Here is a 24,870-nt window from a genome sequence, read left to right on the forward strand (position 1 = left end):
TCATAGACATCTGTATTGAATAAATAATTTTGTAGATCGATATCTTTAATGAGTAGCTTTGTATGAAAAATATTCGATTGATAGACATTCACATCAATCGCATCATATTTTTGTAAAGTGTCTGCATCAATATAATCTTGAATGGAAGTCATTTTGTGATCGATGAATAATTTACGTCCTCGTTCATCACGTGTAAATCCACGGACACGATAATCAGTCGTAATGATATCAGAATCAAAACTTCCTATTAAATAATCTAAAGCGGTTAAAGGAGAAATTTCGCCGCATGTTGAAACGTCTATATCAACACGGAATGTGGCAATTGAGTTATCTGGATGATACTCTGGGTAGGTATGCACCGTAACATGGCTTTTATCTAGATGACCTACTACCGTTTCGCGAGTCTTTAAAATATCGACCTCACCACGGTTGCAAGATTCGTCAATCAAACCAACTGGAATTGCCTCTTCCGAAATAAGGATGGTTACACTAGCACCTTGGGGGTCATAATCCTGTTTACTTACATTGAGGACATGTGCTCCAATGATTTCTGTTACTGTATACAGGATGTTCGTTAGTCGCTCAGAATTATACTGCTCGTCAATATAAGCAATATAATCTTTTTGCTCTCGCTCACTTTTTGCATAGCTTACATCATAGATGTTGAAGCTAAGTGTTTTGGTGAGGTTGTTAAAGCCATACAGTTTCAGCTTATTTTCCAACCCAATCATCACGCCTCTCATTATGAAATCTAATTTGTTGAATCAATGGTACAAGTCGCATTAGAACAGAAGTTAAGCGATTATAAAGTTGATTCAACTTTAAATATAAAGTATAACTTTCTCCTGTCAATATTATTTTGAAAAATAATAATTTGAGTACTACTTTTCAATATATTCTAATTACTTTAAGGTTATTATGAAACGCCCATCTATTCATAAAATTACGTTCTTCGGAAGCCGCTAAAACTTGATTCAGCAGAAGTCCTCCACTTCTATAAGCGATGGGATGAATGCTGGAAAAGCATTTCAATCAAAGGGTGTTCAAACTCCCTGTAGCTGACGCTTCGCTTTCAGTACAAATACATTTGCTGATTCAAGTTAAGCCTCCGGCGGATGTTAGGGATTTTGAGGGGAGTTAATTGTGCTGTGCACAATTCAAAATCCCAACGCAATTACGCCGAGGCGCAATTGATCTTAGTTTGTAGTAAGAAATGAGGTGTTGAAAATGAAGTTGCCTGTACATTCGCTGTCCTTAATGCATCAAGTGTATCGACATATTATGCCTGCTGTTCACGAGGAACTAGCGTATTGGAAAAAAAGAGCGCTGGACATTCCAAATAAGGAATTGAGAGAGCAGGCGTTAGCCAGTATTGAACATAAAAAATTCCACTGTGAGGGTGGTGCCATTATGGCTTTGACGGCACTCGGAGACAGAGACGCAGCTATTAAATTTATCGTTGCTTATCAGACAATCAGTGATTACTTAGACAATTTATGTGATAGAAGTACATCGCTCAACCCACAAGATTTCAAGGCTTTACATGAGTCCATGATGGATGCAGTCACTGTTGATGCATTGCCGCAATCCTATTATCGTTTTCGTGATGACCAGGATGATGGTGGCTATCTACTAGAGCTGATGCGAACATGTCAGTCTGTACTAGGTAATATGCCACATTACGTAATAATCATGCCTTATTTACATGAGCTTTGCCAATATTACTGTGAATTACAAATTCATAAGCATGTTTGTATAGAAGAGCGTGAGGAACGATTAAAAGGCTGGTATGAAGAAAACAAACACAAACTTCCAGAGATGAGCTGGTATGAATTTTCAGCCTGTTCGGGTTCTACGCTAGGAATTTTTGGTCTCGTATCATATGCGTTACGCAGCGATTTTAAAGCGTCCCATGCGGAGATGATTCGAAATGGATATTTCCCATACATTCAAGGGTTGCACATTTTGTTGGATTATTTTATTGATCAGGATGAGGATCGGGCGGAGGGGGACTTAAATTTTTGTTTTTATTATGAAAGTAATCTGGAGCTAAGTCATCGCTTAATCTATTTTTTACAGCAGGCAGATCAGCACACGCTTGTTTTACCTGATCGGAAATTTCACAAATTGATTAATCGAGGCTTACTGGGAGTTTATTTATCTGATCGTAAGGTGAATGAGCAGAAGGAAGTGAGAGCGCTCTCCAAAAAAGTGATGAGGCAGGGCGGCAAGGTTAGTTACTTTTTCTATTGGAATGGGCGGGCGTATAGATGGTTACAGCAGCGTTTTTTTATTGAAAAAAGCCTTCTGAAAAATGCTTGCTTACTTATTTAAAAAGCAATTTGAACTAGTGGTAGATTTGTTCCGTTACAAAACGGGAGCCGATGAGAAAATTATAAAACGTTCTCAGTAAATATGAAACTTTTTCGGAGAAGCAACGTATATATAAATGCTTATCCTATTTTAAACCTTGTGTTTGCTCTAAGAAAGATTGCTTGGTATGATAATTTTTATATGACTAAATTAATATCATTATACGAATGAGGAGATGAAAAAATGGCTATTAGTTTACAAAAGGGTCAAAGAATTGATTTGACTAAAGGAAATTCGGGCTTAAATCGCATTCAAGTGGGCTTAGGCTGGGACCCAGTAAAAGCAAAAGGCGGCGGGCTTTTTGCTGCCTTTAAATCAGCGCCGGAAATTGATTGTGATGCATCGGTATTTATGTTGACGGATGATAAATTCATTAATAAAAATGATCTTGTCTATTTCGGAAATCTGAAAAGTGAATGCCAGTCTGTTGTCCATTATGGAGACAATACAACGGGGGAGGGCGATGGTGACGATGAGGTCATCATGGTGGAATTAAATTCTGTTCCTGCTCGTATCAATAAACTTGTTTTCGTCGTTAATATCTATGATTGCGTGAAAAGAAAACAGGATTTTGGTATGATTCAAAACGCTTATATTCGCATAGTTGATCCGAAAACAGGGAGCGAATTAGTCCGATATAACTTATCTGAAAATTATGGAGGACTAACTTCACTTGTCACGGGTGAGATTTATCGTCATAACGAAGAATGGAAATTTGGTGCTGTTGGAGATGGTACGACAGATCAAAACCTAACAGGGATTAGTAAAAGGTTCCAGTAACTTGATAACGGAAATAAATGTAGCATTACTATATTAATTAGGAGGTTTTATTAAATGGGAGTTATTTCTTTAGCAAAAGGTCAGAAGGTTGATTTAACAAAAACGAATCCAGGTTTATCTAAACTAGTTGTAGGTCTTGGATGGGATGTTAATAAATATGATGGTGGACAGGATTTTGACCTAGACGCATCAGTATTTTTATTAAACGCCAATGGCAAAGTATCAGGTGGACAAGACTTTGTATTTTATAACAACACAACTGGTGCAAATGGCGCGGTAGTTCACTCAGGGGATAACCTAACAGGTGATGGTGATGGGGATGATGAGCAAGTGAAAATCATCATCAATGATATCCCTTCAAGTATTGAAAAGGTTTCTTTTGCAGTTACGATTCATGATGCAGAGGCAAGAAACCAAAATTTCGGTATGGTCTCAAACGCATTTATTCGTATTGTGAATGAAGATTCGAATGCAGAGCTGATTCGTTATGATTTAGGAGAAGATTTCAGTATTGAAACAGCTGTTGTTGTTGGAGAGTTATATCGCCATAATGGTGAGTGGAAATTTAGTGCTGTTGGTTCAGGGTATCAAGGTGGACTAGCTGCGTTATGTAATGATTTTGGTCTACAAGTAGGCTAATCATTACGAAGGTCGTCAAAATGTTTGCATAATAGAAAGGAAGATATCACTTATGGCAATTCAATTAAGTAAAGGTCAGCGTATAGACTTAACAAAAAATGATCCTACTTTACAAAAAATTGGTATCGGCTTAGGCTGGGATGTTAAACAATTCGATGGCGGGCAGGATTTTGACCTCGATGCATCTGCATTTTTGCTAAACGCCGCTGGTAAATGTCGTACTGAACAAGATTTTATTTTTTATAATAACTTGAAAAGTACCGATGGCTCTGTTACCCACGCGGGCGATAATCGAACTGGAGAAGGAGATGGGGATGACGAGTATATTAGCGTCAACCTATCGAGAGTGCCGCAAGATGTTGACAAAGTAGCGATTACGGTAACAATTCACGACGCAGAACTGCGCCGTCAAAATTTCGGACAAATTTCGAATGCCTATGTTCGTCTTGTAAATGAAGACACGGGTGCAGAAGTACTCCGCTACGATTTGGGAGAAGATTTCAGCGTGGAAACGGCAGTCGTATTTTGTGAAGTGTACAGACATGCGAATGATTGGAAGTTTAACGCAGTTGGTTCAGGCTATCAAGGTGGACTGCAATCTTTAGTTCATGCTTACGGGCTCGATGCATAAGGAATGTAATTCTAGAGAGGCTAGCCCCTCTCTAGTTAAATTTGGAATTATTTTGGAGGATACCGAAATTGGATGTTATTAATGAGATATTAAGTACGTATGCCTTATTTTTTGATTACGCTCATTGGGTAGAAGTATTATCGGATCCAGTCAGCTGGGGACTTATTGGTACATTAATCATTATTGAAGGATTGTTATCAGCGGATAACGCACTTGTTTTAGCTGTATTAGTAAAACACCTTCCAGAGAAACAGCGTAAGAAAGCTCTGATGTATGGTATGTTTGGTGCTTATTTCTTCCGTTTTGTCTTCATAGGGGTTGGTGTCTATCTTGTTAAATTCACATTCATTAAAGTCTTGGGTGCCGCCTATTTAGCTTGGATTGTTATTTCCCACTTCCGGAGTAAGGCTGCGGACGAGGATGAAGGTAGAGAGTTTAACAAAAAATCTTGGATGGTTCGTGTATTTGGTACGTTTTGGGCAACTGTTGTTTCAGTTGAGCTAATGGATATTGCATTTTCTGTGGATTCAATTTTAGCTGCATTTGCTGTATCCGAAGAAGTTTGGGTGCTGTTAGTCGGTGGTATGCTTGGAATTCTCATGATGCGTACAATTGCTGGAGTATTCCTAACGTTGATTGAAAAGGTCCCTGAGCTTGAAAGTACTGCTTTTATCTTAATTGGAATTATTTCAGCGAAAATGTTTGCAGGTGCATTTGGCTATAATCTTCCGCATATGGCGTTTTTCGCGATCTTAATCTTTGCTTTTGCGGCAACTTTTATTGTTCATTATATCAATAAAAAGAAAGCACAAAACGAAATTAAAGTGGTCTCGCAAGAAACAACAGCTACACAAGAGGACACAGAAAAATAATTTTTTTCAACTTGCTCCAGCAGAAATTTCCTGCTGAATCAAGTTGAATCCTCCGGAGGATGTCATAGATTTTGAAAGGTGTTAATTGCGCAAGCGCAATTCAAAATCTGACACAATTACGCCGGCCGTAATTGAACTGGCTACTGTACAAGCAGTAGCCCTTTTTTATTAGTTAAATGAAAGCGGATAACATAGAGAGGGGATAAATATGAAACACTTTGATTACGAAACACTTGAAAGAAGACAAGAGATTTTCTTTCAAGAGCCGGAGCATTTTACAAAGTTTACTGAAAAAGAAATACTCTCTTATGCGCTCGGTGCAACACTGTATATGCCCGCTTTAAAAAAGAGTATCGCCCAAGATTTGATTGACAAAAAGATTTCAGGACTGACGTCGATGGTTATCGATTTGGAAGATGCGGTTGGTGACAATCAGCTACGAGATGCTGAGCATAATCTATTTGTTCAAATCCAGGCATTGTCCAATGCTCTGGACAAACAATTGATAACGATTGACGATTTGCCCCTCATTTTTGTGCGTCTTAGAAATCCGAAACAAATGCAGCGAATAACAACCCAGCTTGGAAACTATCAACGCGTTCTAACAGGTTATGTTTTCCCGAAATTTTCTTATGAAACAGGAAAAGAATACTTAGCCATCCTCGAAGCAAACAACCGTGATGGCATGTTGCTATACGGTATGCCTATTTTAGAATCCTCTGATATTATCTACAAGGAAACCAGAATTGCTACTCTTTTGAAGTTGAAGGAACTAATAGACACATACCGAGCCTATATTCTAAATATTCGAATTGGAGCTACTGACTTTTGTGGTTTATTTGGCATTCGCAGAAATGTGGATACGACAATTTATGATGTTGCGTTAATACGGGATTGTATCACAGATATTTTGAATCTATTTAATCGACAAGAAAATGGCTATATCGTTTCAGGTCCAGTATGGGAATACTTTTCGAAGGATCAACGTATTTTGAAATCAAAACTCCGTATGACGCCTTTCCAAGATCGTTACGGGAGAACGGGTATGCAAAAACGAACAGAAATTATCAATCATTATATAGATGGTTTGATAAACGAAGTATTATTAGATCGTTTGAATGGTATCGTTGGGAAAACGGTAATACACCCTACTCATATTAAAACAGTGCACTCACTGTACACGGTAAGTCATGAAGAGTACTCGGATGCTTTGAGTATTATTGCAAACAGTGAAGGACAGGCGGGTGTGTTAAAAAGTCAATATAATAATAAAATGAATGAAATGAAGCCTCATTTGTATTGGGCAAAACGAATACTGCTACAAGCGCGGATTTTTGGTGTATATAATGAAGACCAAGACTTTACAAGTCTTATTATGGATACGCAGCATGAAGAGGAATTTTACGAGGTGAAGGTATGACATCGAGTGTTCTTGCAACAAAAGCTACCTATCATGTATTAGATAACTTAACTGTTGAAGTAGACGTTTATGAAAATCCTTATCATTTTCAACTAGACGAGCTATTCCAAATGGCCACACGTATTAATAAAAAAAGAAGTTTTTTGTTTGTTAGTAAGGTACTGGGGAAGCATCTCGCCGTTAATCCACACATCCCGTTGCTAATCGGTAATCTTCTAGCGATGCGCTATCTGGAAGTCGTTCATGGGATTCAGGATCCCCGCGCAATTGCAATTGCGAAAGCCATTCAGACGAATGAACAAACAGCCGAGCTACTCCAATTGCTTCGCGATGAACCGATTCATTTGTTAAAGCCCACTACATTTATTGGTTTTGCTGAAACAGCTACGGCGCTTGGTCATGCTCTCTTTAGTACATTTGAAAATAATGCAAAATATATACACACGACGAGGGAGCAAATCAACGAACGTCCTTCTGTTATTTATTTTGAGGAAGAGCATTCACATGCTACGAACCATCGGGTTTATGCACGTGATTCACGTTTTTTCCAGGACGACAGTGAAGTTGTATTAGTCGACGATGAAATTACAACAGGGAAGACGGCTATCAATATTATTCAAACAATTGTCGCTGCATACCCATCGAAAAAAATCTTTACGGTCGTTTCGATTTTGGATTGGCGTTCTATAGAACACCGTCAAAGATATCGTGAGTTGGAGAAGGAATTAGGCATTACCATTCATGCTGTTACGCTATTAGATGGAACTATCTCTGTTAAGGGGCAGCCTATTTTAACTGAAGATGTCGCTGAAGTCGTTTCGGACGGAGTGCAGGAAATCACTTATTTGTCGATGGCAGATTATTTAAGCCCCGAGTTTTTGGAAAATGTGACGTCAATTTGCGCAAATGGTCTCCAAAATGATACTCCTTACTTAGCCGTGACAGGTCGATTTGGACATACGATTGAGGAGGATCACACATTTCAGCAACAACTTCAGCTGGTAGCGAGTGTACTAAAGGAACGGCGTCAAGGAGCTAAGACATTAGTCATCGGAACAGGGGAATTCATGTTTGTGCCCATGCAAATTGCCTCGTCTATGGGACCCGATGTCTATTTCCAAGCGACGACTAGGAGTCCGATTCATCCAACAGATAAAGAAAATTATACAATCCGTAATAAATTCATTTTTGATAGCCCGGAAAATGCGGGTTTGACTAATTATTTATATAATATTACAGCGAATCAATATGATGAATTATTTGTTTTTGTAGAAAGAGTATCAGGAAAAAATGAATTTGACTCATTGTTGAATGAATTAAGCAAAACAATGATTTCTCATATTACAATTGTTACTATGCTATAGCCGGTCATTATAGAAAGGAGGGGTAATAGATGCTTACATCCAAAGTGAAGCCGGATCAGATGGGGAGTTATAAGTCGGATGATGTTATTTTTTTACTGCGTGATATTGGCCAGTATGTCATGGAAAAAAATACAGAGGAACGGGAAGGCCTTATTCAAACAGGTACGCATTATTCGGAAATGCTCCCGGTTGAATATCAGCCTACGCAGGATTATATCGCCTTATTTCACAGCACATTAGACATGTATGCAAACCGAATTGGGATTGCTGTTGGTGTAGTCGCAGAGCAGATACGAGAACGCAACGGGTTAGATCAGCTAGTAATCGTTAGCCTTGCAAGAGCAGGTACGCCGATTGGTGTGCTCATTAAAAGATATTTGCAATTCAAGTACGGGATTTCAATTCCACACTATTCGATTTCTATTATTAGAGGACGAGGGATTGATGAAGTGGCTATCCAGTATATTTTCGAGCAGCATCCAGGGGCGAAAATACAGTTTGTCGATGGCTGGACAGGTAAAGGTGCGATTACGAGTGAATTGGAGCAATCTTGTTTGCGTTATAATGCGACATACACTGATAAAATAGATGGGAGTTTAGCTGTATTAGCCGATCCGGGACATTGCGTCAGCATTTATGGAACGAGGGATGATTTTTTAATCCCATCTGCTTGTTTAAATTCAACTGTTTCTGGGCTAGTCAGCCGAACTGTCTTAAATTATAATTTTATGGAGAAGGGTGATTTCCACGGTGCTAAATATTATAAAGAATTAGCAGCTGTGGACGTTTCCAACTTGTATGTTGATGTAATTGAGCAGACATTTGCTGATGTGCAGCAAGATGTAGAAAAAGCGTTAGCTTCCGTCTCGCAAAAGGATTCAAAGCCTTCATGGATAGGTATACAATCTGTTGAACGAATCCAAGAGAAATTCGAAATTGATAATCAGCATTTTATCAAACCAGGAATTGGTGAAACGACACGTGTATTATTGCGCAGAGTGCCGTGGAAAATTTTGATTAATCCCAACTTCTCCAGCGATTTAACACATATTTTGCTTCTTGCAAAAGAACGCAATGTTCCTGTTGAAGAATTTACCGAAATGTCGTATTCGTGTTGCGGCATTATTAAAGAGTTGTAAAGGTAGTGTAGCTTTGATTTTATTTACATCTGATCTAGATCGAACTTTACTGTATTCAGCGAGTATGATGAAGAAATATCCGAGTGATAATGCCGTTACGGCTGTGGAATATAAAGGCGAAAAAGTAATTAGTTTTATGTCGCAGTATTCTATTGAAAAACTCTCACAGTTTCATGAAAATCATCTATTTGTACCTGTTACGACAAGGGCCATTTATCAATACGAACGAATTGCAGCTTTTCAGCAATGGCTTCAACCGAAATATGCCATTATGAGCAATGGTGGAACTATTCAAGTGGATGGCCAACTAGATATCGAATGGGGCCGAAAGATTCAAGAAAAAATAACTACAACCTCTGTTTCAAAAGAAGATTTTTTACAGCTATTTGCTGAAATACGTCATAATGACTGGGTCTTAAAAGAACATGTGGTTGATGAGTTTTTTTATATGTTCCACATCAATGAACAAAACGTTCCTTTTGGAGAGCTCATTGAATTTGAAAGAAAACTGGCTACAATTGGCTGGAAACTGTTTCTACAAGGTAGAAAACTATATTTCCTTCCGATTCAACTAAACAAAGCATCGGCAGTGGCGTATCTGAAAAGTTGTGTGGATTATGACATACATGTTGCGGCAGGAGATTCATTGATGGATTATGATATGCTTAGACAAGCAGGAATTAGCTACAGCCCAGCTCATGGAGAATTGTTTAGGCAGTACGGCGATGATTCGATGGTGACTTGGTTGAAAGGTAAAGGGGCTAATTCTGCGGATGAACTACTTAGACAGCTTTTACAAATGACAATACAGAAGTAAGCGTTATGTCTCTGAGGAAGGGAGGGCGTTAGGTGAGCAATTTGCAAATAGAACCTATTTTATATACTTCAACAACGGATTGGTTGGCTGTGTTTATTGCCACTGTACGAGATCGACCATCCTATGTTGTGGATGACTCGACTTTTCGGTTTAACAGAATAGGACTTCGCGTTTTAGGTGTTCCTTTAGTGGAGGATGAATATTATAATTCTTTATTTGATATGCATCACAAGCCCTTCATTCACGTACTGAGTGAAGAGTTAGATAAAACTATTGAAACACAGGATTTTCAATCGATCCAGGAAATTCTTCAAATGCATCAAAAAGAACCGAAGGGTTTGTCGATTAATCGACTCATTGCATTTATGTATGGCAAAAACTTAATCCCAAAACATAAGGACCCTGCGATTAACCGCCATGTGCAATTATCGACAATAAAAATCGTTAATCATTTCCAACAACACCAAAATAGTGGCTTGCAGTCGCCAGAGTTTCGCCGGTTTTTGATAGATATTGTCAAGTGGTTAAAAAATCACTGGGAAAAGTGGTCTGAATCACTTGTCATAGGTGAAGATTTCCCCAAAGTTGTTTGGTATGGGGAGTTATCGAGCAGTCAACAATATTTTTTACTGTTGTTAATGGAGTTCGGATGCGATGTAGTTATTTTTCATCCAGGAGCGCAGGATTCGTTTGCTGAAGTAGATTCAGATAATCAATTTTCAGTCGTCTACAGCTATCCGGATAAAGGACAATTGCAGCCATTTCCAACACAAATTAGAGATCGTGAAACAACTGTAGCGTATCGTGCTAACAAACAACTAGAAAAAATGATGAATGATCATCAGTCAGGTGTCTATAAGCCATGGCAATTTAGGGAGTATATTCCTACTGCACTCACTCTGCGTATGACCTATGACGATATTTTTATTTATTCGAAAGAGAAGGCGATGATTCGACCTGATTTCAAAGTCAAGGGGAAACTTGTGTCGATTCCCGTTGTGTTTGCCAAAATAAAGGGTGTATCGAGTGACCGAGATGATTACTGGCAGCGGATGCATCAGCTGACAAATGAACCGAATGCGTTAAGCATTTTGCAATTCCCTTATGCGACAACTACGAAAGCCAATTATCATTTTCATTATCAGCAGTCATTGGATCGAGAGGGGCTATTATCCCCTGAAAAAATGGTGAAAAGTAATTGGTGGCGTTACGGACATTTATATGCTGGCCTACAAAATGCCATTGCCTATACAATAAAAGAATGCTGTGAGCAGCCGAGGCTACATAAATTGGATCACGAATCATTGTATGATTTACAGTTATTCATATTTAAACAAGCAAGTATGCTATCAGAAGAAATTTTACAATTACTACAAGGATTTGATTATTCACAAGAAGTGCCGCGACTTGTGTTATATAATATGGAGAACAATGGTGCGCCATCGCGCGAAGATGCGGCCTTGCTATTATTCCTTAACCGGTTTGGTGTGGACATTATCCTTTATAATCCGGCTGGGCATACTGATATTGAAGAATATATAAACCCTGAAAATTACGATGTTCACTGGTTGGAGGATATGGTATTTGGTCAAGAATATCAGCAGTATCAACCGAAAGAACAATCGATATTTAAGAAATTCATTAAAAATATTTTTTGATTATAAATAGATAGGAGATTTTATTATGACGATGCCAGTTGTACTGCAAAAAGAAGAGTTAAATGAACAATCTGCTAACGAATTACGACTTCAAATGCGCCAAGAGCCAGAGGTGTTACAAATTGTCAGCAAGATGGACATTCGAGATCAAACAGAATTGTTGTCACTAGGACGAGAGCCAGCAGATCGACTGTCACGCTTTTCTGATCGGATTTTAAACACGATGACGATGTCTAAATTAGATGACTCTGGTGAATTACTGAATCAGTTGGAGAAGTTAATGAAGCGATTTGATCGCAATGAAATTACGAAAGACCCAAGCTTATTCAATAAACTCTTTAAACGTGCTAAGCAACAGGCGGAAGCGATGTTTAAAAAGTATCAAACTTTGGGCGGCGAGATTGAAAAAATTCACGGTCAATTCGCCATTATTGAAGAAGAACTAAAGCAATCCAATCGTGAGCTAGAAGGTCTTTATGCGGAAGATGTTGAATACTATTTCGAATTAGAGAAATATGTAGTTGCGGCTGAAATGAAGCTAGAAGAAGTTAATAATTCTTTAATTCCACACTGCCAGCAAAAAGTGGATAATGGCGATCAAATGGCTCGCATGGAGCTTGAAAATTTAGTAGGTGTCAAAGAACTATTAGAGCGTAAAATTGACGATTTAGAAAAGGCGCGAATGGTAGCCGTTATTGCTGCTCCTCAAATTAAAACGATGCAAAGAGGGAATAATGATTTAGTCGCTAAGATCAATAGTGCTTTCGTAACGACGATTCCGATTTTTAAAATGGGAATTATTAATACGGTTAGTGCAAAGCGTCAAAAAGTACATTCCGATTCTTTAAATGCCTTTGAAGACCGCGCCAATCAGATGTTGCAGGATGTTACAAGTGACATTATGAAGCAAAGCGTTGAAATTGCTCAACGTTCGGGTAGTGCCAGCATTAAAATGGAAACAATCGAAAACATGTGGGATACCATTGTTTCGGGTATTGATGAATATAAAAAAGTAAAAGAAGAACAATCGATGCAACGAATTGAGGATCGCAAGCGTTTAGAAACATTACGTGAGGACGCAAAAAAAGTATTATCTATGAATTAATCAAATTTCGAGTATAATAAAGAAACAATGGAGGGATATACAATGACTGAACAGAAGAAAATGAGTTTAAAAGAAGCAATTCAAAAACAGTTAGAAGCAAAGAAAAATAATACGGCTACTAATAATGCTAAAGGAAATGCAGGCTCATCTGCAAAGAAAATGCAAAGTCAACAAGCTAAAAAAGTAAGTAGTGCACGTCGGAAAATGGGTTCATAAGTAGTACGATATGTAGCTAAAGAAGGAGATTGGAATAGTTGTCAATTAAAAATGAAATGCCGCCCAATTATGAGGAATTAAAGAAATCAATCAACCGAGCATCAAATTGGAGAGAACGCTTTGATGCAGTCGAAGAATTGGGCAAATGGAAGCATAAACGAATTATAGATGTACTCGTCTATAGAATGAACAATGATGCTGTCTATAAAGTGCAAGAGGCGGCTTATCGCCAGCTTAAAAACTTTGGAGAAGATGTTCGATTGCCAGCAAGAAATGAACATGAACTGATTAAAGATGCAAATAAAGTATGGTCAAGAATTAAGAAGAGTTTGCCTGCGGATCATACGTATGAAGATTTTAAAGAAAAATTGAAAAAGATGAGATTAGATCTGTATGATACGTATGAAGGTGATAAGGGCGCTGACTTCGATAAGTGGCTTGAAAACACATGGGCAACTGCCGCGACAAGAAGGAAATAAAAAAATCCAGCCTCTCACTTGAGAGGCTGGATTTTTATTATAATATATGGCGATCAATTTTCAAAATCAGCTCTGCAATTTCAGGCTTACTAATTTGTTCAATTGCCCCAACTTGATCGCCTTTATGACGTAAGGTGTCTGTGATAAGGCTTGAGAAAATGACAACAGGTAGCTTGGATAGTACCGGGTGTGTTTTAATTTTTTTAGTAAGGTGATGGCCATCCATTTGTGGCATTTCGATATCTGTAATAACAAACTGGACGTGATCACTAATACTACCACCCTTGTCGGCAAGACTTTCTAAGTGAATAAAGGCCTCTTTACCATTTTCAAAAAACTCAAGATTGACATATCCGGCTTCAGCTAGTGTGTCAGACAATAGCTGACGAAGGAGTGGTGAGTCCTCTGCAATGACAATTTTCTTATCAGAGCGCTCACGTTTACCAAGTTTTTTCACTGCTTGGACATTAATACCAGTGTCTGGGTTAATGTCCAAGACAACTTTTTCGAAATCGAGTAGCAAAATCATTTCGCCTTGGTATTTAATGACACCAATAATTTGTGAATTCCCACCTTGATACATTTCAGAAGGTTTTTCAATTTGCTCCCAAGAAATTCGGTGGATTTGGGATACGCTGTCAACATGAAAAACGACCGTTTGTTTATTAAATTCAGCAACGATAAATTTCTGCTCGGCATGCCGGTTGTCAGTGGTCAAGCCAAGTACTTTGACCATATCGACAACGGGTAATACTTCACCTCGCAATTGAATAATCCCCTCTACATGTGGGTGTGCATGGGGGATAAAAGTGATTGGAAACGGTTGAATAATTTCTTTCACCTTAATAACGTTGATGCCGAATTTGCTGTTCCCTACTTCAAACTCTACGATTTCAAGTTCATTTGTCCCAGTCTCTAGTAATATACCTTTGTTATCCTCCATGAAGACATCTCCTTCATCTATCTTTAGTAATTCGATTGTATCATGAAATGGTTAAATATCCTATACTATGTCTTTAGGTCTCTTGTCCTTGATGAAAATGAATAGGAGACTATTTGATAGTGAAAGTTTATGGAATTGATAAATCAAGTGACGAATTTTGAACTTTTTCACGATAACTTCACATTCGCTTCAATTTACAGTGCAATTTTCTTTGTCATAGTTGAAGAGTAATAGTAAAATGAAATCAAGTATGTCAGTGTTCCAAGAATTTATGCATTTATTTTATTGGAAAAGCATCTGGCGTTTTTGAGGAGAGAAAAATAGATGACTAAAGTTATGGTACCTTCTCAGCGGAAGGTAGAGAAAGCTACAATGTCGAATGAACGAACGTTAGCTACTAAAATTGCTGATTTAAAATCATTGTTTAAAGGAATTGTCCTAATTGCAAACGTCTTGCCAGTGTTGACTGGTTTTTGGTTGGCGTTGCACTTTTCGAATACGACACTCGCTGCGAACTGGGATGTCTTTTTATTTACTATGATAGGAAGTGCGCTTGTGATTGCTGGCGCTCTCATCTTAAATAATTGGTACGACGCTGATATTGACACGGTCATGGAGCGTACAAAAAAACGTCCAACTGTGACTGGCCATATTTCTATGAAGACTGTTTTGATATTAGGGATTTCTTTATCTGTAATCGGTCTTATCGTTTTATTTTTTACTACGTTTGAGGCTGTAATTTACGCATTTGTTGGTTGGTTTGTCTATGTCATTTTGTATACAATGTGGTCAAAACGTAAATATACATTGAATACAGTTATCGGCAGTGTGTCAGGTGCAGTGACGCCGTTAATTGGTTGGACAGCTATTGCTCCAGGTTACCATATTGTACCGATTGTGTTGGCACTTATTTTATTTGTATGGCAAATGCCCCATACATTTGTTATTGCTATGAAAAAGTATGATGAATATAAGGCTGCTAAGGTTGCCATGCTACCAGTTGTTCATGGTTTTGCATTTACGAAGCGACAAATTACTGTCTATATAGCTTGTTTGCTACCGTTTCCGTTCTTTTTAAGCTCATTAGGAACTGTCTTCCTCGTTATAGCTACAGCTTTGAATGTGGTATGGTTAATTGCCAGCTTCACAGGGTTCTCTACAAAGGATGATTTGAAATGGGCACATATGATGTTCCTGTTTTCAGTGAATTATATTGCTATTCTATTTTTAACGATGATTATTGTGACATTACCGATTTTTAACTAAAACCAAGTAGAGCAGGTGGTTGAGCCATTTGTTCTATTTTTTTGATTAAAATGCTACTAAACAGATATGAATTAAAAAATAATCTGAAAAATGTTTGACATTTACTACTATTCTCCTTACTGTTAGTAACATATTAACTTGATTCAGCAGAAGTCCTCCACTTCTATAAATGGGGGATGAATGCCAGAAAAGCATTTGAATCAGAGGGAGTTCAAACTCCCTGCTGATTCAAGTTAAGCCTCCGGCGGATGTTAGGGATTTTGAAGGGAGTCAAGGAAGGCAGTCTAAGCTCGCGACGTCCTGTCGCAACGACTGCATGACCTGTGCATCCTGTAGGCCTCAAGCTCAATTCCAAATCCCAACGCAATTACGGCGAGGCGCAATTGATTAGTTTACTGACAAAGAAGGAGGAGAAGTAATGCTGGCATCAACGAATATTGTGTGGCATGAATCAGAGGTAACGAAAGAAAATCGTCAGGAGCAAAAAGGCCACAAAAGTGCGATTTTGTGGTTTACAGGGCTATCTGGCTCTGGTAAGTCAACGATTTCTGTTGCATTGGAAACCGCATTGTTTGCACAAGGTCTTCATACGTATCGCTTAGATGGTGATAATGTACGGTATGGTTTGAATAATAATTTAGGATTTAGTCCGGAGGATCGGACAGAAAACATTCGTAGAATCGGTGAAGTGTCGAAGCTAATGGTTGATGCAGGCTTATTTACGTTAACTGCATTTATATCCCCGTATTTAGCAGATCGTGATCAGGTACGTAAGCTAGTTGAGGTCGATGAATTTATCGAAATCTATGTAAAGGCTAGCTTAGAAACTTGTGAACAACGAGATCCAAAGGGGTTGTATAAGAAAGCAAGATTAGGTGAAATCACAGGGTTTACAGGAATTGATGCTCCTTACGAAGAGCCGACGCAGGCTGAAATCATCATTGATTCTAATGAATTAAGTATTGAAGCATCGGTTGAAGTTATTATTGCCTATTTGAAAAAGAAACAATATATTTGAAAAATGGTTATTGCCGTAACATTTTGAGAAAAAGGGCATAAAATACTTTAAAACCTACTTGACACATAGGAATTATAAGGATATTATAATCAATAATCATTAGCTGACTGGACAGCCAGAGGCGATTTTAATCGAAGACAGATTAAAATCGCCTTTTTATATCCTTGGAGAAAGGAGAATTGCAATGGGAAATCTGACGTATATGGATTGGGCAGAAACGGATCCGCCAGACTTTGCAATAGAGGATGAAACGAAAGGTGCTTTAAACGTCTTGCGCTGGTCGTATACGGAGTATGATGAGGAACTCGTCTACGCTTGTAGCTTCGGTGTTGAAGGTATTGTGATGATTGACTTAATCTCGCAAATTAAACCGACGGCGAAAGTGGTATTTTTAGATACAGGGCTTCATTTTCAAGAAACGTATGCCCTGATTGACGAAGTGCGGCAACGCTATCCGCAATTGGCAATTGAATTGAAAAAGCCAGCCGATAGCGTCGAGCAGCAGGCGGAAAAACTAGGCGATAAGCTGTGGGAAAGACAACCCGATCGTTGTTGTTATTTGCGAAAAGTGATTCCACTCCGTGAAGCGTTAAGCGGTGCAACTGCATGGTTATCGGGACTTAGACGAGAGCAATCTCCTTCAAGAAGTCAGACGAATTTCATCAATAAAGACGAAACATTTCAATCAGTTAAAATTTGCCCGCTTATTCATTGGACATGGGAGGATATTTGGGCATATGTTGACCAACATCAATTGCCTTATAATCCGTTGCATGATCAGGGCTATCCTAGTATTGGCTGTGCACCTTGTACGTTGCCAGGAGATACTACGACAGGTTCGAGGTCGGGGCGCTGGGCTGATCAAACGAAGACAGAATGTGGCTTGCATAAAAATTAACGAATCTGATGGGGGAATTACAATGGCTTTGAGTCAACCGCATGGTGGAGTATTAATTAATCGTTGGAATCCAAATTTTAAACTAGATGTGCTTACTGAAACTGTTGAACTTGATGAGATATCTAGTAGTGATTTGGATTTGATCGGGACGGGTGCATACAGTCCGTTAAGTGGTTTTTTGTCTGAAAAAGATTATCATTCTGTTGTGACAACAATGAGGTTGACCACGGGTGAACCTTGGACGATTCCAATCACATTGCCTACAACAGAGGAAAACGCGAAGAATATTGCAATTGGTAGTGTTGTGAAATTAGTAAGAGCTGGCGTAGTCTATGGGGTACTTGAAGTATCGGATATTTTCACACCTGATAAAGAACAAGAGGCTGCACTGGTGTTTCAAACGACAGATCGAGAGCATCCCGGTGTAAAAAAACTGTTTGAACGACCAAATGTCTATCTAGGTGGAGAAATTACACTTATTCAGCGACGCCCTTTGAACGAATTTTCAGATTACCTGTATGATCCAGCCAAAACGCGCGAGAAGTTTCTGGCACTTGGTTGGAAAAGTGTTGTTGGTTTTCAAACGAGAAACCCAGTACATCGTGCGCATGAATATATTCAAAAAACAGCATTGGAAATTGTGGACGGCTTGTTTTTAAATCCATTAGTCGGGGAAACGAAGTCGGATGATGTACCAGCGGATATCAGATTGAAAAGCTATGAAGTATTATTGGAAAACTATTATGCGAAAGACCATGTGTTTTTAGGGGTTTTTACTGCAGCGATGCGTTATGCCGGACCACGTGAGGCTGTATTTCACGCGATGGTGAGAAAGAACTTTGGTTGCACGCATTTTATCGTTGGGCGAGATCATGCAGGTGTTGGAAATTACTACGGAACCTATGATGCCCAAAAAATATTCAGCAATTTTACGCCTGAAGAACTTGGGATTACGCTATTATTCTTCGAACATAGTTTTTATTGCAATAAATGTGCGAGCATGGCGACACCAAAAACTTGCCCTCATGATGCGAGTGATCATGTCATATTGTCAGGGACGAAGGTCAGGGAAATGCTACGCAACGGTGAGCAACCACCTGCAACGTTTAGTCGTCCGGAAGTAATTGAAGTACTGATTGACGGATTGCAGAAACAGGTTGTTCATACGTAAATTGGTTATGAAATAAAACGGTGAGAGGAGAGAAGAAGATGGGAAAAGTCTATTTAGTAGGAGCTGGACCTGGCGATGTTGATTTGATCACCGTTAAAGGGTTGAAATGTATTCAAGAGGCGGATGTCATTTTGTATGACCGTTTAATTAATAAAGAGTTATTAAGTTATGCAAAACCCGGAGCTGATTTGATTTATTGTGGGAAATTACCGAATTACCATGCCATGATTCAGGAAACAATTAATCATTTTTTAGTGAAATTTGCGAAGCAAGGAAAGACAGTGACACGGTTAAAAGGTGGAGATCCATTCATTTTTGGGAGAGGTGCTGAAGAGGCTGAGACTCTTGTAGATCATGGGATACCGTTTGAAGTGGTTCCGGGGATTACAGCTGGAATTGCTGCCCCAGCTTATGCGGGCATTCCTGTAACGCATCGCGAATTGAGTTCTAGTTTCGCCATCGTCACAGGGCATATGCGCGCTGGAAAAGATGATTCCATTCACTGGGAAAGCCTGGCAAAGGGCATTGATACGCTTGCGATTTATATGGGGGTAGGGAATTTACCTTATATTTGTAAGCAATTGACGAAGTACGGCAAGCCCTCTAGTACGCCAGTTGCTCTTATACATTGGGGAACTACAGAAACACAGCAAACTGTGACTGGTACGCTTGCAACGATTGTTGATGTCGTAAATAAATCTACTATTAAAAATCCAAGCATGATTATTGTTGGCGAGGTGGTTAATTTTCATAATAAGCTTCAATGGTTTGAGCAATGTGAATTGAACGAAGTCTCAATTTGATAGGGAGGGAGCTATATGCAAGCCGTTTTATATGTAGGGCATGGAAGTAGGATTCAGGCCGGCGTTGAGGAGGCACTTCAATTTATTGAAAACTGCCAGGTTCTGATTGATGTTCCGATTCAAGAAATTTGCTTTTTGGAGCTAGCTTCACCAAGTGTGGATGAAGGGATTACCAAATGTGTAGAACGAGGCGCAACTAAAATTGCTATTGTTCCCATACTCTTATTAACAGCGCATCATGCTAATGAGGACATTCCTTTTGAAATTGAAGTCGGGCAGATCATGTATCCTGATGTGGAATTTACATATGGCAAAGCGTTTGGTGTTCATCCTAAAATGGTGGATAGTCTATATGATCGTGTGATTGAACAACAAGTACCAATTGAAAGAGATGCCCAAGTGTTGCTTGTTGGGCGGGGAAGCAGTGATCAAGCTGTGAAACGTGATTTATCAGAGATTGCTCATCTACTCGCTAAAAAATACCCCTTTACAAAAGTGGACGTTTGTTTCCTATATGGAACATCCCCTTCGTTTGATGAAGCCTTGGAGCAATTACAACAAACAACAGAGCAACAGGTTTTTATCATCCCTTATTTATTATTCTCGGGTATCCTCATGAACGGAATTGAGAGAACAATTGCTCAGCATTCCACAAATGGACAGCAAATTATTCTTTGTGAAAATTTAGGCTATCACAAATACGTTCAAGATGTTCTTGTTGAGCGAGTGAATGACTTGCTAGCCGAAACGGCAGTATTGCAAGCGATATAGTATGTGTTGAAAGGATGAAGCCGACGATGGGAGAGCAAAAAGACAATGTTGAACTAGCGATTGAAACGCTAAAGACGATGTTGACAACGATGAATTATGGCTCGATTACTTTGGTTGTTCAAGATAATGTTATTGTTCAAATTGAAAAAAATGAAAAGATTAGGCTTAAATGATGATTATGCATGACATTATTAAAATGTGAGGTGGATACAATGACTCTTCAAGTGATGAACAGTCCGTTCAATGAGCAGCAGGTAAAACTTCTCAATCAGCTATTGCCAGAACTGACAGAGACGCAGCAAATTTGGTTGGGTGGTTATTTAAGTGCTCGGCAAATTGGACACCAAGCAACTGAGTCCAGTAGCACAGCTGTTTTAGAAGCGCAGGAAATTGTCAAAAAGGTCAGTACAAAGGAAGTAACGATTCTTTTTGGTTCACAAACAGGCAATTCACAAGCGCTAGCAAGCAAGTTAACGAAAAATTTACAAGAAGAAAATTTTAAGGTTACGCTGACGTCGATGAATGACTTTAAGACGAATAGCTTAAAGAAAGTCGATAATCTACTGTTGATTGTCAGTACGCAAGGAGAAGGGGATCCACCGGATACAGCACTTCCTTTCTATGAGTTTCTTTTGGGGAATCGTGCGCCGAAGTTAGAAAATCTTCAGTATTCTGTCCTTGCCTTAGGTGATAGTTCATACGATTATTTCTGTCACACAGGAAAAGAATTCGATGAACGTTTACTCGAGTTAGGTGCAAAACAGCTTGCTCCACGCGTTGATTGTGACTTAGATTTCGATGAACCTGCGGAGGAGTGGTTTGCAACTGTATTATTAGAGTTAAATGATTTACAAGGCAGTCAATCTACGGATAGTCAGCTAGTCAATAGTAGTTTGGATGCTACAGGAGAAGAAGAGTACTCTCGTACCAATCCATTCCATGCAGAAATTCTTGAAAATTTAAACTTGAATGGACGCGGTTCGAATAAGGAAACACGCCATATTGAATTGTCATTGGAAGGCTCGGATTTACAATTTGAACCCGGGGATAGTTTAGGCGTCTATCCACAAAATGAACCTGAACTAGTTGATGCTTTAATTGCAGAATTGGGTTGGAGTGCTGAGGACACTGTTGCGGTCAATCGGCAAGGAACATTCCGACCGTTACGTGAGGCACTGCTGTCGAACTTCGAAATTACGGTACTTACAAAGCCATTATTACAAAAACTAGCAGAGTTGACTTCGAACATTGCTTTGCAAGACTTAATAGCAAACGGCAAGGAACAAGAATTGAAAGACTATATATACGGTCGTGATTTGCTGGATATTATTCGTGATTTTGGACCATGGCAAGTACCTGCACGTGAATTTGTCGCAATATTACGCAAGATGCCCGCGCGTCTTTATTCGATTGCGAGTAGTTTAAAAGCCAATCCCGATGAAGTTCATTTGACTGTAGGAACGGTTCGTTATGATGCACACGGTCGCGGGCGACTAGGCGTTTGTTCAGGCGAATTTGCGCTACGTGCACAAGCTGGTGATAGATTACCTGTTTATGTCCAAAGCAATCAAAACTTTAGATTACCAGCTAATCCAGATACGCCAATCATTATGATTGGGCCGGGAACGGGTATTGCACCATTCCGGGCATTCTTGGAAGAGCGCGAGGAGATTGGTGCAGAGGGGAAGACGTGGTTATTTTTTGGCGATCAGCATTATGTGACGGACTTCTTGTATCAGACGGAATGGCAGCGCTGGGCGAAAGATGGCGTTTTGACACAAGTCGATGTTGCATTTTCACGTGATACAGATGAAAAAGTGTATGTACAACACCGCATGCTAGAGAAAAGTCAGGAACTTTTCGAGTGGCTAGAAGAGGGCGCAGTCATTTACGTTTGTGGAGACGAAAAACATATGGCGTCAGATGTCCATGATACGTTGGAAACCATTTTACAAGAAGAAGGCGGGTTGAATGCGAAGGAAGCTGCGGATTATTTGGCAAAGATGCAACAGCAAAAACGCTATCAACGTGATGTATATTGAGTGAAGTGTGAAGGGGGCAAGCTAGAATGACGAAAAAAATTGTACTACCGCCACAATCAGGTAAGCCAAGTGATGTCGAACGCATTAAGCAAGAGAGTAACTATTTGCGAGGAACACTAGCGGAATCACTTGAAGAACAAATCAGTTCGGGGATCAACGATGATGATAACCGTTTAATGAAATTTCACGGTAGTTATTTGCAAGATGACCGTGATTTGCGCAACGAGCGTCAACGACAAAAATTAGAGCCGGCATATCAATTCATGGTGCGGGTACGTGCACCAGGTGGGATTGCGACATCGGCACAATGGCTAATGATGGATGATGTTGCTAACAAGTACGGTAATGGAACGTTGAAATTAACGACGCGCCAATCATTCCAAATGCATGGTATTTTAAAATGGAATATGAAGAAAAATATTCAGGAAATTAACGCAGCATTGATGGATACGTTAGCAGCTTGCGGAGACGTTAACCGTAATGTCATGTGTAATCCGAACCCTTATCAATCGGAAATTCATGCAGAAGTTTATGAATTGTCTCGGAAATTAAGTGAATATTTATCGCCACGGACGCAAGCCTACCATGAAATTTGGTTGGATGGTGAAAAAGTGGTGGACAGTCAAGAGGTTGAAGTTGAGCCAATGTATGGCGAGCTATATTTGCCGCGAAAATTTAAAATTGGCTTGGCGATTCCACCTAATAATGATATCGACGTATTTTCACAGGATCTTGGTTTTATTGCGATTTTAGAAGATGATAAGTTAGTAGGCTTCAATATTGCAGTTGGTGGCGGTATGGGGATGACGCACGGGGATACAGCGACATACCCCCAGTTAGCAAGAGTAATTGGCTTCTGCAAGCCCGATCAAATTATTGAAGTGGCAGAAAAAATTATTACGATTCAGCGTGATTATGGGAATCGTTCTGTCCGAAAAAATGCTCGTTTTAAGTATACAGTCGATGCGAAAGGACTGGAATGGATTGCAAGCGAGCTCAATAACCGTTTAGGTTGGGATCTTGAAGCAGCACGTGCTTATCATTTTGAGCATAATGGTGATCGCTATGGTTGGATTAAAGGCAATGATGGCAAATGGCATTATACGTTGTTTATCGAGAATGGGCGGGTTCGAGATGTGGAAGGGTATCCACTGATGACGGGTCTACGAGAAATCGCTAAAATCCATACGGGAGATTTTCGACTAAGCCCAAACCAAAACCTTGTTATTAGTAATGTGACTAGTCAGAAAAAAAAGCAGATTGTAGCGTTATTGGATCAGCATAACATGACAGACGGCGCGCATCATTCTGCATTGCGACGTAGTTCAATGTCGTGTGTGGCATTTCCGACATGTGGTCTTGCGATGGCAGAAGCAGAGCGCTATTTACCTGTGCTATTGGATAAAATCGATGTTATTATAGATGAATCTGGCTTACGCGACAAGGAGATTATAATTCGTATGTCAGGGTGTCCGAATGGTTGTTCTCGGCCTGGACTGGGAGAAATTGCTTTTATCGGGAAAGCACCAGGCAAATACAATATGTATTTAGGTGCGGGTTTTGCCGGAGATCGCTTGAATAAGATTTATCGTGAAAATATTGGAGAAGAAGAGATTTTGGCCTTGCTTAAACCGTTGTTTGCTCAATATGCAAAAGAAAGGTTAGAAGGCGAGCATTTTGGCGACTTTGTCATTCGTGCGGGTCATGTCAAAGCTGTTCATAATGGAATGGAATTTCATGATTGATTGGAAAAAAGGTGAATAAAATGGGAGCCTATCCAATGATGTTGAATATGAAAAACAAAGCAGCCGTCGTTGTAGGGGGCGGCACCATTGCTTATCGAAAGACACTCGGCTTATTACAGGCAGGTGCCGATGTAACGGTTATTAGCCCCGTCCTTCATTCGAAAATGGAAGTTTTGTTTTTGAATGATCAAATTATGTGGAAAAATAAAGTTTTTGAACCGAGGGATCTTCAACTAGCCATTGTGGTTATTGCCGCAACGAATCAGCCGTATGTCAATGAGCTTGTTGCCTCATCAGCTGGAAATCACCAGCTTGTCAATGTCGTGGATAGCCGTTCGTTAAGTGATTTTCATATACCTGCTAAGCTAGAGCGTGGTCATTTAACCATTACTGTGGCAACCAACGGGGCTAGTCCTACATTGGCAAGGGTTATTCGCGATGAGTTGGTAGAAAAGTATGATGACTCCTATAAGGCTTATTTGGATTTTCTTGCACTAGCTCGTGATCAAGTGAAAAATGCCTCGATTGACGAACAAACGAAGCTACGTCTCTTGAAAGTCATTACAGATGAAACGTACCGACAATCGCATAATATGCAGCAGGCGTTTCTTGAGATGATAGATGACTTTGAAAAAAAGAGTCATCATCAGCTTATTTGAATCTGACTTCCTTCTATTATATATAGCCGGTTTACATGGTGAAATTCGATGCCAAGTAAAC

The 24,870-nt window shown here is 39.4% G+C and carries 25 protein-coding genes; 23 read left to right on the forward strand and 2 right to left on the reverse strand.

Translation table 11 applies throughout. From position 1 onward, the window contains the following. Positions 1-731: adenosylmethionine decarboxylase (gene speD, locus R2B77_RS16090; RefSeq protein ID WP_322555756.1), on the reverse strand; the 731-nt coding region annotated here is incomplete at its 3' end. A gap of 496 nt (positions 732-1,227) precedes the next feature. Between speD and R2B77_RS16095 the strand changes: the two genes are divergently transcribed. From R2B77_RS16095 to R2B77_RS16155, 13 genes are all read left to right on the forward strand, one after another. Continuing rightward, a complete protein-coding gene (locus R2B77_RS16095) occupies positions 1,228-2,334 on the forward strand; it encodes a tetraprenyl-beta-curcumene synthase family protein (protein WP_203247731.1) in 1,107 nt (368 codons plus the stop codon). A 222-nt stretch (positions 2,335-2,556) separates the two neighbouring features. Further along, positions 2,557-3,153, forward strand: coding sequence for a TerD family protein (locus R2B77_RS16100; RefSeq protein WP_203247732.1), 597 nt, complete (start codon positions 2,557-2,559; stop codon positions 3,151-3,153). Positions 3,154-3,207: 54 nt separating this feature from the next. Beyond that, positions 3,208-3,792 (forward strand): TerD family protein, encoded by a 585-nt coding sequence (locus tag R2B77_RS16105; RefSeq protein WP_203247733.1) that lies wholly within the window; start codon positions 3,208-3,210, stop codon positions 3,790-3,792. 52 nt (positions 3,793-3,844) lie between these two features. Beyond that, complete coding sequence (locus tag R2B77_RS16110; protein ID WP_203247734.1) at positions 3,845-4,423, forward strand: TerD family protein; 579 nt, start codon at positions 3,845-3,847, stop codon at positions 4,421-4,423. 68 nt (positions 4,424-4,491) lie between these two features. Beyond that, on the forward strand, positions 4,492-5,295 hold the full coding sequence (locus R2B77_RS16115) for a TerC family protein (protein ID WP_203247735.1): 804 nt from the start codon (positions 4,492-4,494) through the stop codon (positions 5,293-5,295). Positions 5,296-5,503: 208 nt separating this feature from the next. Next, positions 5,504-6,715 carry an HpcH/HpaI aldolase/citrate lyase family protein gene (locus tag R2B77_RS16120; RefSeq protein ID WP_203247736.1) on the forward strand — a complete coding sequence of 404 codons (1,212 nt, stop codon included), beginning with the start codon at positions 5,504-5,506 and terminating at the stop codon, positions 6,713-6,715. Next, entirely contained in the window at positions 6,712-8,079 is a 1,368-nt protein-coding gene (locus R2B77_RS16125; RefSeq protein WP_203247737.1) for a phosphoribosyltransferase family protein, read from the forward strand. Before R2B77_RS16120 ends, R2B77_RS16125 begins: the two co-directional genes overlap by 4 nt. A 29-nt stretch (positions 8,080-8,108) precedes the next feature. Beyond that, the gene (locus R2B77_RS16130) at positions 8,109-9,218 is read left to right on the forward strand and encodes a cysteine protease StiP family protein (protein ID WP_203247738.1); all 1,110 of its coding nucleotides are present in this window, start codon (positions 8,109-8,111) and stop codon (positions 9,216-9,218) included. Positions 9,219-9,231: 13 nt separating this feature from the next. Further along, positions 9,232-10,035, forward strand: a complete 804-nt coding sequence (locus tag R2B77_RS16135) for an HAD family hydrolase (RefSeq protein WP_203247739.1) — start codon at positions 9,232-9,234, stop codon at positions 10,033-10,035. Between the two features lie 32 nt (positions 10,036-10,067). Then, on the forward strand, positions 10,068-11,693 hold the full coding sequence (locus R2B77_RS16140) for a YceG family protein (RefSeq protein WP_203247740.1): 1,626 nt from the start codon (positions 10,068-10,070) through the stop codon (positions 11,691-11,693). Between the two features lie 25 nt (positions 11,694-11,718). After that, positions 11,719-12,798, forward strand: coding sequence for a toxic anion resistance protein (locus R2B77_RS16145; protein WP_203247741.1), 1,080 nt, complete (start codon positions 11,719-11,721; stop codon positions 12,796-12,798). 42 nt (positions 12,799-12,840) lie between these two features. Continuing rightward, a complete protein-coding gene (locus tag R2B77_RS16150; protein ID WP_203247742.1) occupies positions 12,841-13,014 on the forward strand; it encodes a hypothetical protein in 174 nt (57 codons plus the stop codon). Between the two features lie 56 nt (positions 13,015-13,070). After that, complete coding sequence (locus R2B77_RS16155; RefSeq protein WP_212391551.1) at positions 13,071-13,493, forward strand: HEAT repeat domain-containing protein; 423 nt, start codon at positions 13,071-13,073, stop codon at positions 13,491-13,493. 37 nt (positions 13,494-13,530) lie between these two features. Here the strand turns inward: R2B77_RS16155 and R2B77_RS16160 are convergent, their stop codons facing one another. Then, positions 13,531-14,436 carry a chemotaxis protein gene (locus tag R2B77_RS16160; protein WP_203247744.1) on the reverse strand — a complete coding sequence of 302 codons (906 nt, stop codon included), beginning with the start codon at positions 14,434-14,436 and terminating at the stop codon, positions 13,531-13,533. Between the two features lie 324 nt (positions 14,437-14,760). Between R2B77_RS16160 and cyoE the strand changes: the two genes are divergently transcribed. The 10 genes from cyoE to R2B77_RS16210 all read left to right on the forward strand — a co-directional run bounded on the left by cyoE (position 14,761) and on the right by R2B77_RS16210 (position 24,809). Further along, positions 14,761-15,702 carry a heme o synthase gene (gene cyoE / locus R2B77_RS16165; RefSeq protein ID WP_212391535.1) on the forward strand — a complete coding sequence of 314 codons (942 nt, stop codon included), beginning with the start codon at positions 14,761-14,763 and terminating at the stop codon, positions 15,700-15,702. 418 nt (positions 15,703-16,120) lie between these two features. Beyond that, entirely contained in the window at positions 16,121-16,720 is a 600-nt protein-coding gene (gene cysC / locus R2B77_RS16170; protein WP_203247745.1) for an adenylyl-sulfate kinase, read from the forward strand. A gap of 184 nt (positions 16,721-16,904) precedes the next feature. After that, positions 16,905-17,618 (forward strand): phosphoadenylyl-sulfate reductase, encoded by a 714-nt coding sequence (locus R2B77_RS16175; protein WP_212391537.1) that lies wholly within the window; start codon positions 16,905-16,907, stop codon positions 17,616-17,618. A 22-nt stretch (positions 17,619-17,640) separates the two neighbouring features. Further along, positions 17,641-18,789 (forward strand): sulfate adenylyltransferase, encoded by a 1,149-nt coding sequence (gene sat / locus R2B77_RS16180; RefSeq protein ID WP_203247746.1) that lies wholly within the window; start codon positions 17,641-17,643, stop codon positions 18,787-18,789. A gap of 38 nt (positions 18,790-18,827) precedes the next feature. Next, complete coding sequence (gene cobA, locus R2B77_RS16185; RefSeq protein WP_203247747.1) at positions 18,828-19,592, forward strand: uroporphyrinogen-III C-methyltransferase; 765 nt, start codon at positions 18,828-18,830, stop codon at positions 19,590-19,592. 15 nt (positions 19,593-19,607) lie between these two features. Further along, complete coding sequence (locus R2B77_RS16190) at positions 19,608-20,363, forward strand: sirohydrochlorin chelatase (RefSeq protein WP_203247748.1); 756 nt, start codon at positions 19,608-19,610, stop codon at positions 20,361-20,363. Between the two features lie 26 nt (positions 20,364-20,389). Continuing rightward, complete coding sequence (locus tag R2B77_RS16195) at positions 20,390-20,536, forward strand: YezD family protein (protein ID WP_203247749.1); 147 nt, start codon at positions 20,390-20,392, stop codon at positions 20,534-20,536. 39 nt (positions 20,537-20,575) lie between these two features. Next, the gene (locus tag R2B77_RS16200; RefSeq protein WP_203247767.1) at positions 20,576-22,405 is read left to right on the forward strand and encodes an assimilatory sulfite reductase (NADPH) flavoprotein subunit; all 1,830 of its coding nucleotides are present in this window, start codon (positions 20,576-20,578) and stop codon (positions 22,403-22,405) included. Positions 22,406-22,431: 26 nt separating this feature from the next. Next, positions 22,432-24,150 carry an assimilatory sulfite reductase (NADPH) hemoprotein subunit gene (gene cysI, locus R2B77_RS16205; protein ID WP_203247750.1) on the forward strand — a complete coding sequence of 573 codons (1,719 nt, stop codon included), beginning with the start codon at positions 22,432-22,434 and terminating at the stop codon, positions 24,148-24,150. Continuing rightward, the gene (locus R2B77_RS16210; protein WP_203247751.1) at positions 24,147-24,809 is read left to right on the forward strand and encodes an NAD(P)-binding protein; all 663 of its coding nucleotides are present in this window, start codon (positions 24,147-24,149) and stop codon (positions 24,807-24,809) included. Before cysI ends, R2B77_RS16210 begins: the two co-directional genes overlap by 4 nt. The last annotated feature ends 61 nt before the right edge of the window (positions 24,810-24,870 follow it).

The organism is Sporosarcina beigongshangi (assembly GCF_033485195.1).
Classification (GTDB): Bacteria; Bacillota; Bacilli; order Bacillales_A; family Planococcaceae; genus Sporosarcina; species Sporosarcina beigongshangi.

What these genes read in the sequence shown, in the direction of transcription:
- R2B77_RS16095 (WP_203247731.1), top strand. Translation starts at nt 1,228, where the DNA reads ATGAAGTTGCCTGTACATTCGCTGTCCTTAATGCATCAAGTGTATCGA.
- R2B77_RS16100 (WP_203247732.1), top strand. Translation starts at nt 2,557, where the DNA reads ATGGCTATTAGTTTACAAAAGGGTCAAAGAATTGATTTGACTAAAGGA.
- R2B77_RS16105 (WP_203247733.1), top strand. Translation starts at nt 3,208, where the DNA reads ATGGGAGTTATTTCTTTAGCAAAAGGTCAGAAGGTTGATTTAACAAAA.
- R2B77_RS16110 (WP_203247734.1), top strand. Translation starts at nt 3,845, where the DNA reads ATGGCAATTCAATTAAGTAAAGGTCAGCGTATAGACTTAACAAAAAAT.
- R2B77_RS16120 (WP_203247736.1), top strand. Translation starts at nt 5,504, where the DNA reads ATGAAACACTTTGATTACGAAACACTTGAAAGAAGACAAGAGATTTTC.
- R2B77_RS16125 (WP_203247737.1), top strand. Translation starts at nt 6,712, where the DNA reads ATGACATCGAGTGTTCTTGCAACAAAAGCTACCTATCATGTATTAGAT.
- R2B77_RS16130 (WP_203247738.1), top strand. Translation starts at nt 8,109, where the DNA reads ATGCTTACATCCAAAGTGAAGCCGGATCAGATGGGGAGTTATAAGTCG.
- R2B77_RS16145 (WP_203247741.1), top strand. Translation starts at nt 11,719, where the DNA reads ATGACGATGCCAGTTGTACTGCAAAAAGAAGAGTTAAATGAACAATCT.
- R2B77_RS16150 (WP_203247742.1), top strand. Translation starts at nt 12,841, where the DNA reads ATGACTGAACAGAAGAAAATGAGTTTAAAAGAAGCAATTCAAAAACAG.
- R2B77_RS16155 (WP_212391551.1), top strand. Translation starts at nt 13,071, where the DNA reads ATGCCGCCCAATTATGAGGAATTAAAGAAATCAATCAACCGAGCATCA.
- R2B77_RS16160 (WP_203247744.1), bottom strand. Translation starts at nt 14,436, where the DNA reads ATGGAGGATAACAAAGGTATATTACTAGAGACTGGGACAAATGAACTT.
- cyoE (WP_212391535.1), top strand. Translation starts at nt 14,761, where the DNA reads ATGACTAAAGTTATGGTACCTTCTCAGCGGAAGGTAGAGAAAGCTACA.
- cysC (WP_203247745.1), top strand. Translation starts at nt 16,121, where the DNA reads ATGCTGGCATCAACGAATATTGTGTGGCATGAATCAGAGGTAACGAAA.
- R2B77_RS16175 (WP_212391537.1), top strand. Translation starts at nt 16,905, where the DNA reads ATGGGAAATCTGACGTATATGGATTGGGCAGAAACGGATCCGCCAGAC.
- sat (WP_203247746.1), top strand. Translation starts at nt 17,641, where the DNA reads ATGGCTTTGAGTCAACCGCATGGTGGAGTATTAATTAATCGTTGGAAT.
- cobA (WP_203247747.1), top strand. Translation starts at nt 18,828, where the DNA reads ATGGGAAAAGTCTATTTAGTAGGAGCTGGACCTGGCGATGTTGATTTG.
- R2B77_RS16190 (WP_203247748.1), top strand. Translation starts at nt 19,608, where the DNA reads ATGCAAGCCGTTTTATATGTAGGGCATGGAAGTAGGATTCAGGCCGGC.
- R2B77_RS16195 (WP_203247749.1), top strand. Translation starts at nt 20,390, where the DNA reads ATGGGAGAGCAAAAAGACAATGTTGAACTAGCGATTGAAACGCTAAAG.
- R2B77_RS16200 (WP_203247767.1), top strand. Translation starts at nt 20,576, where the DNA reads ATGACTCTTCAAGTGATGAACAGTCCGTTCAATGAGCAGCAGGTAAAA.
- cysI (WP_203247750.1), top strand. Translation starts at nt 22,432, where the DNA reads ATGACGAAAAAAATTGTACTACCGCCACAATCAGGTAAGCCAAGTGAT.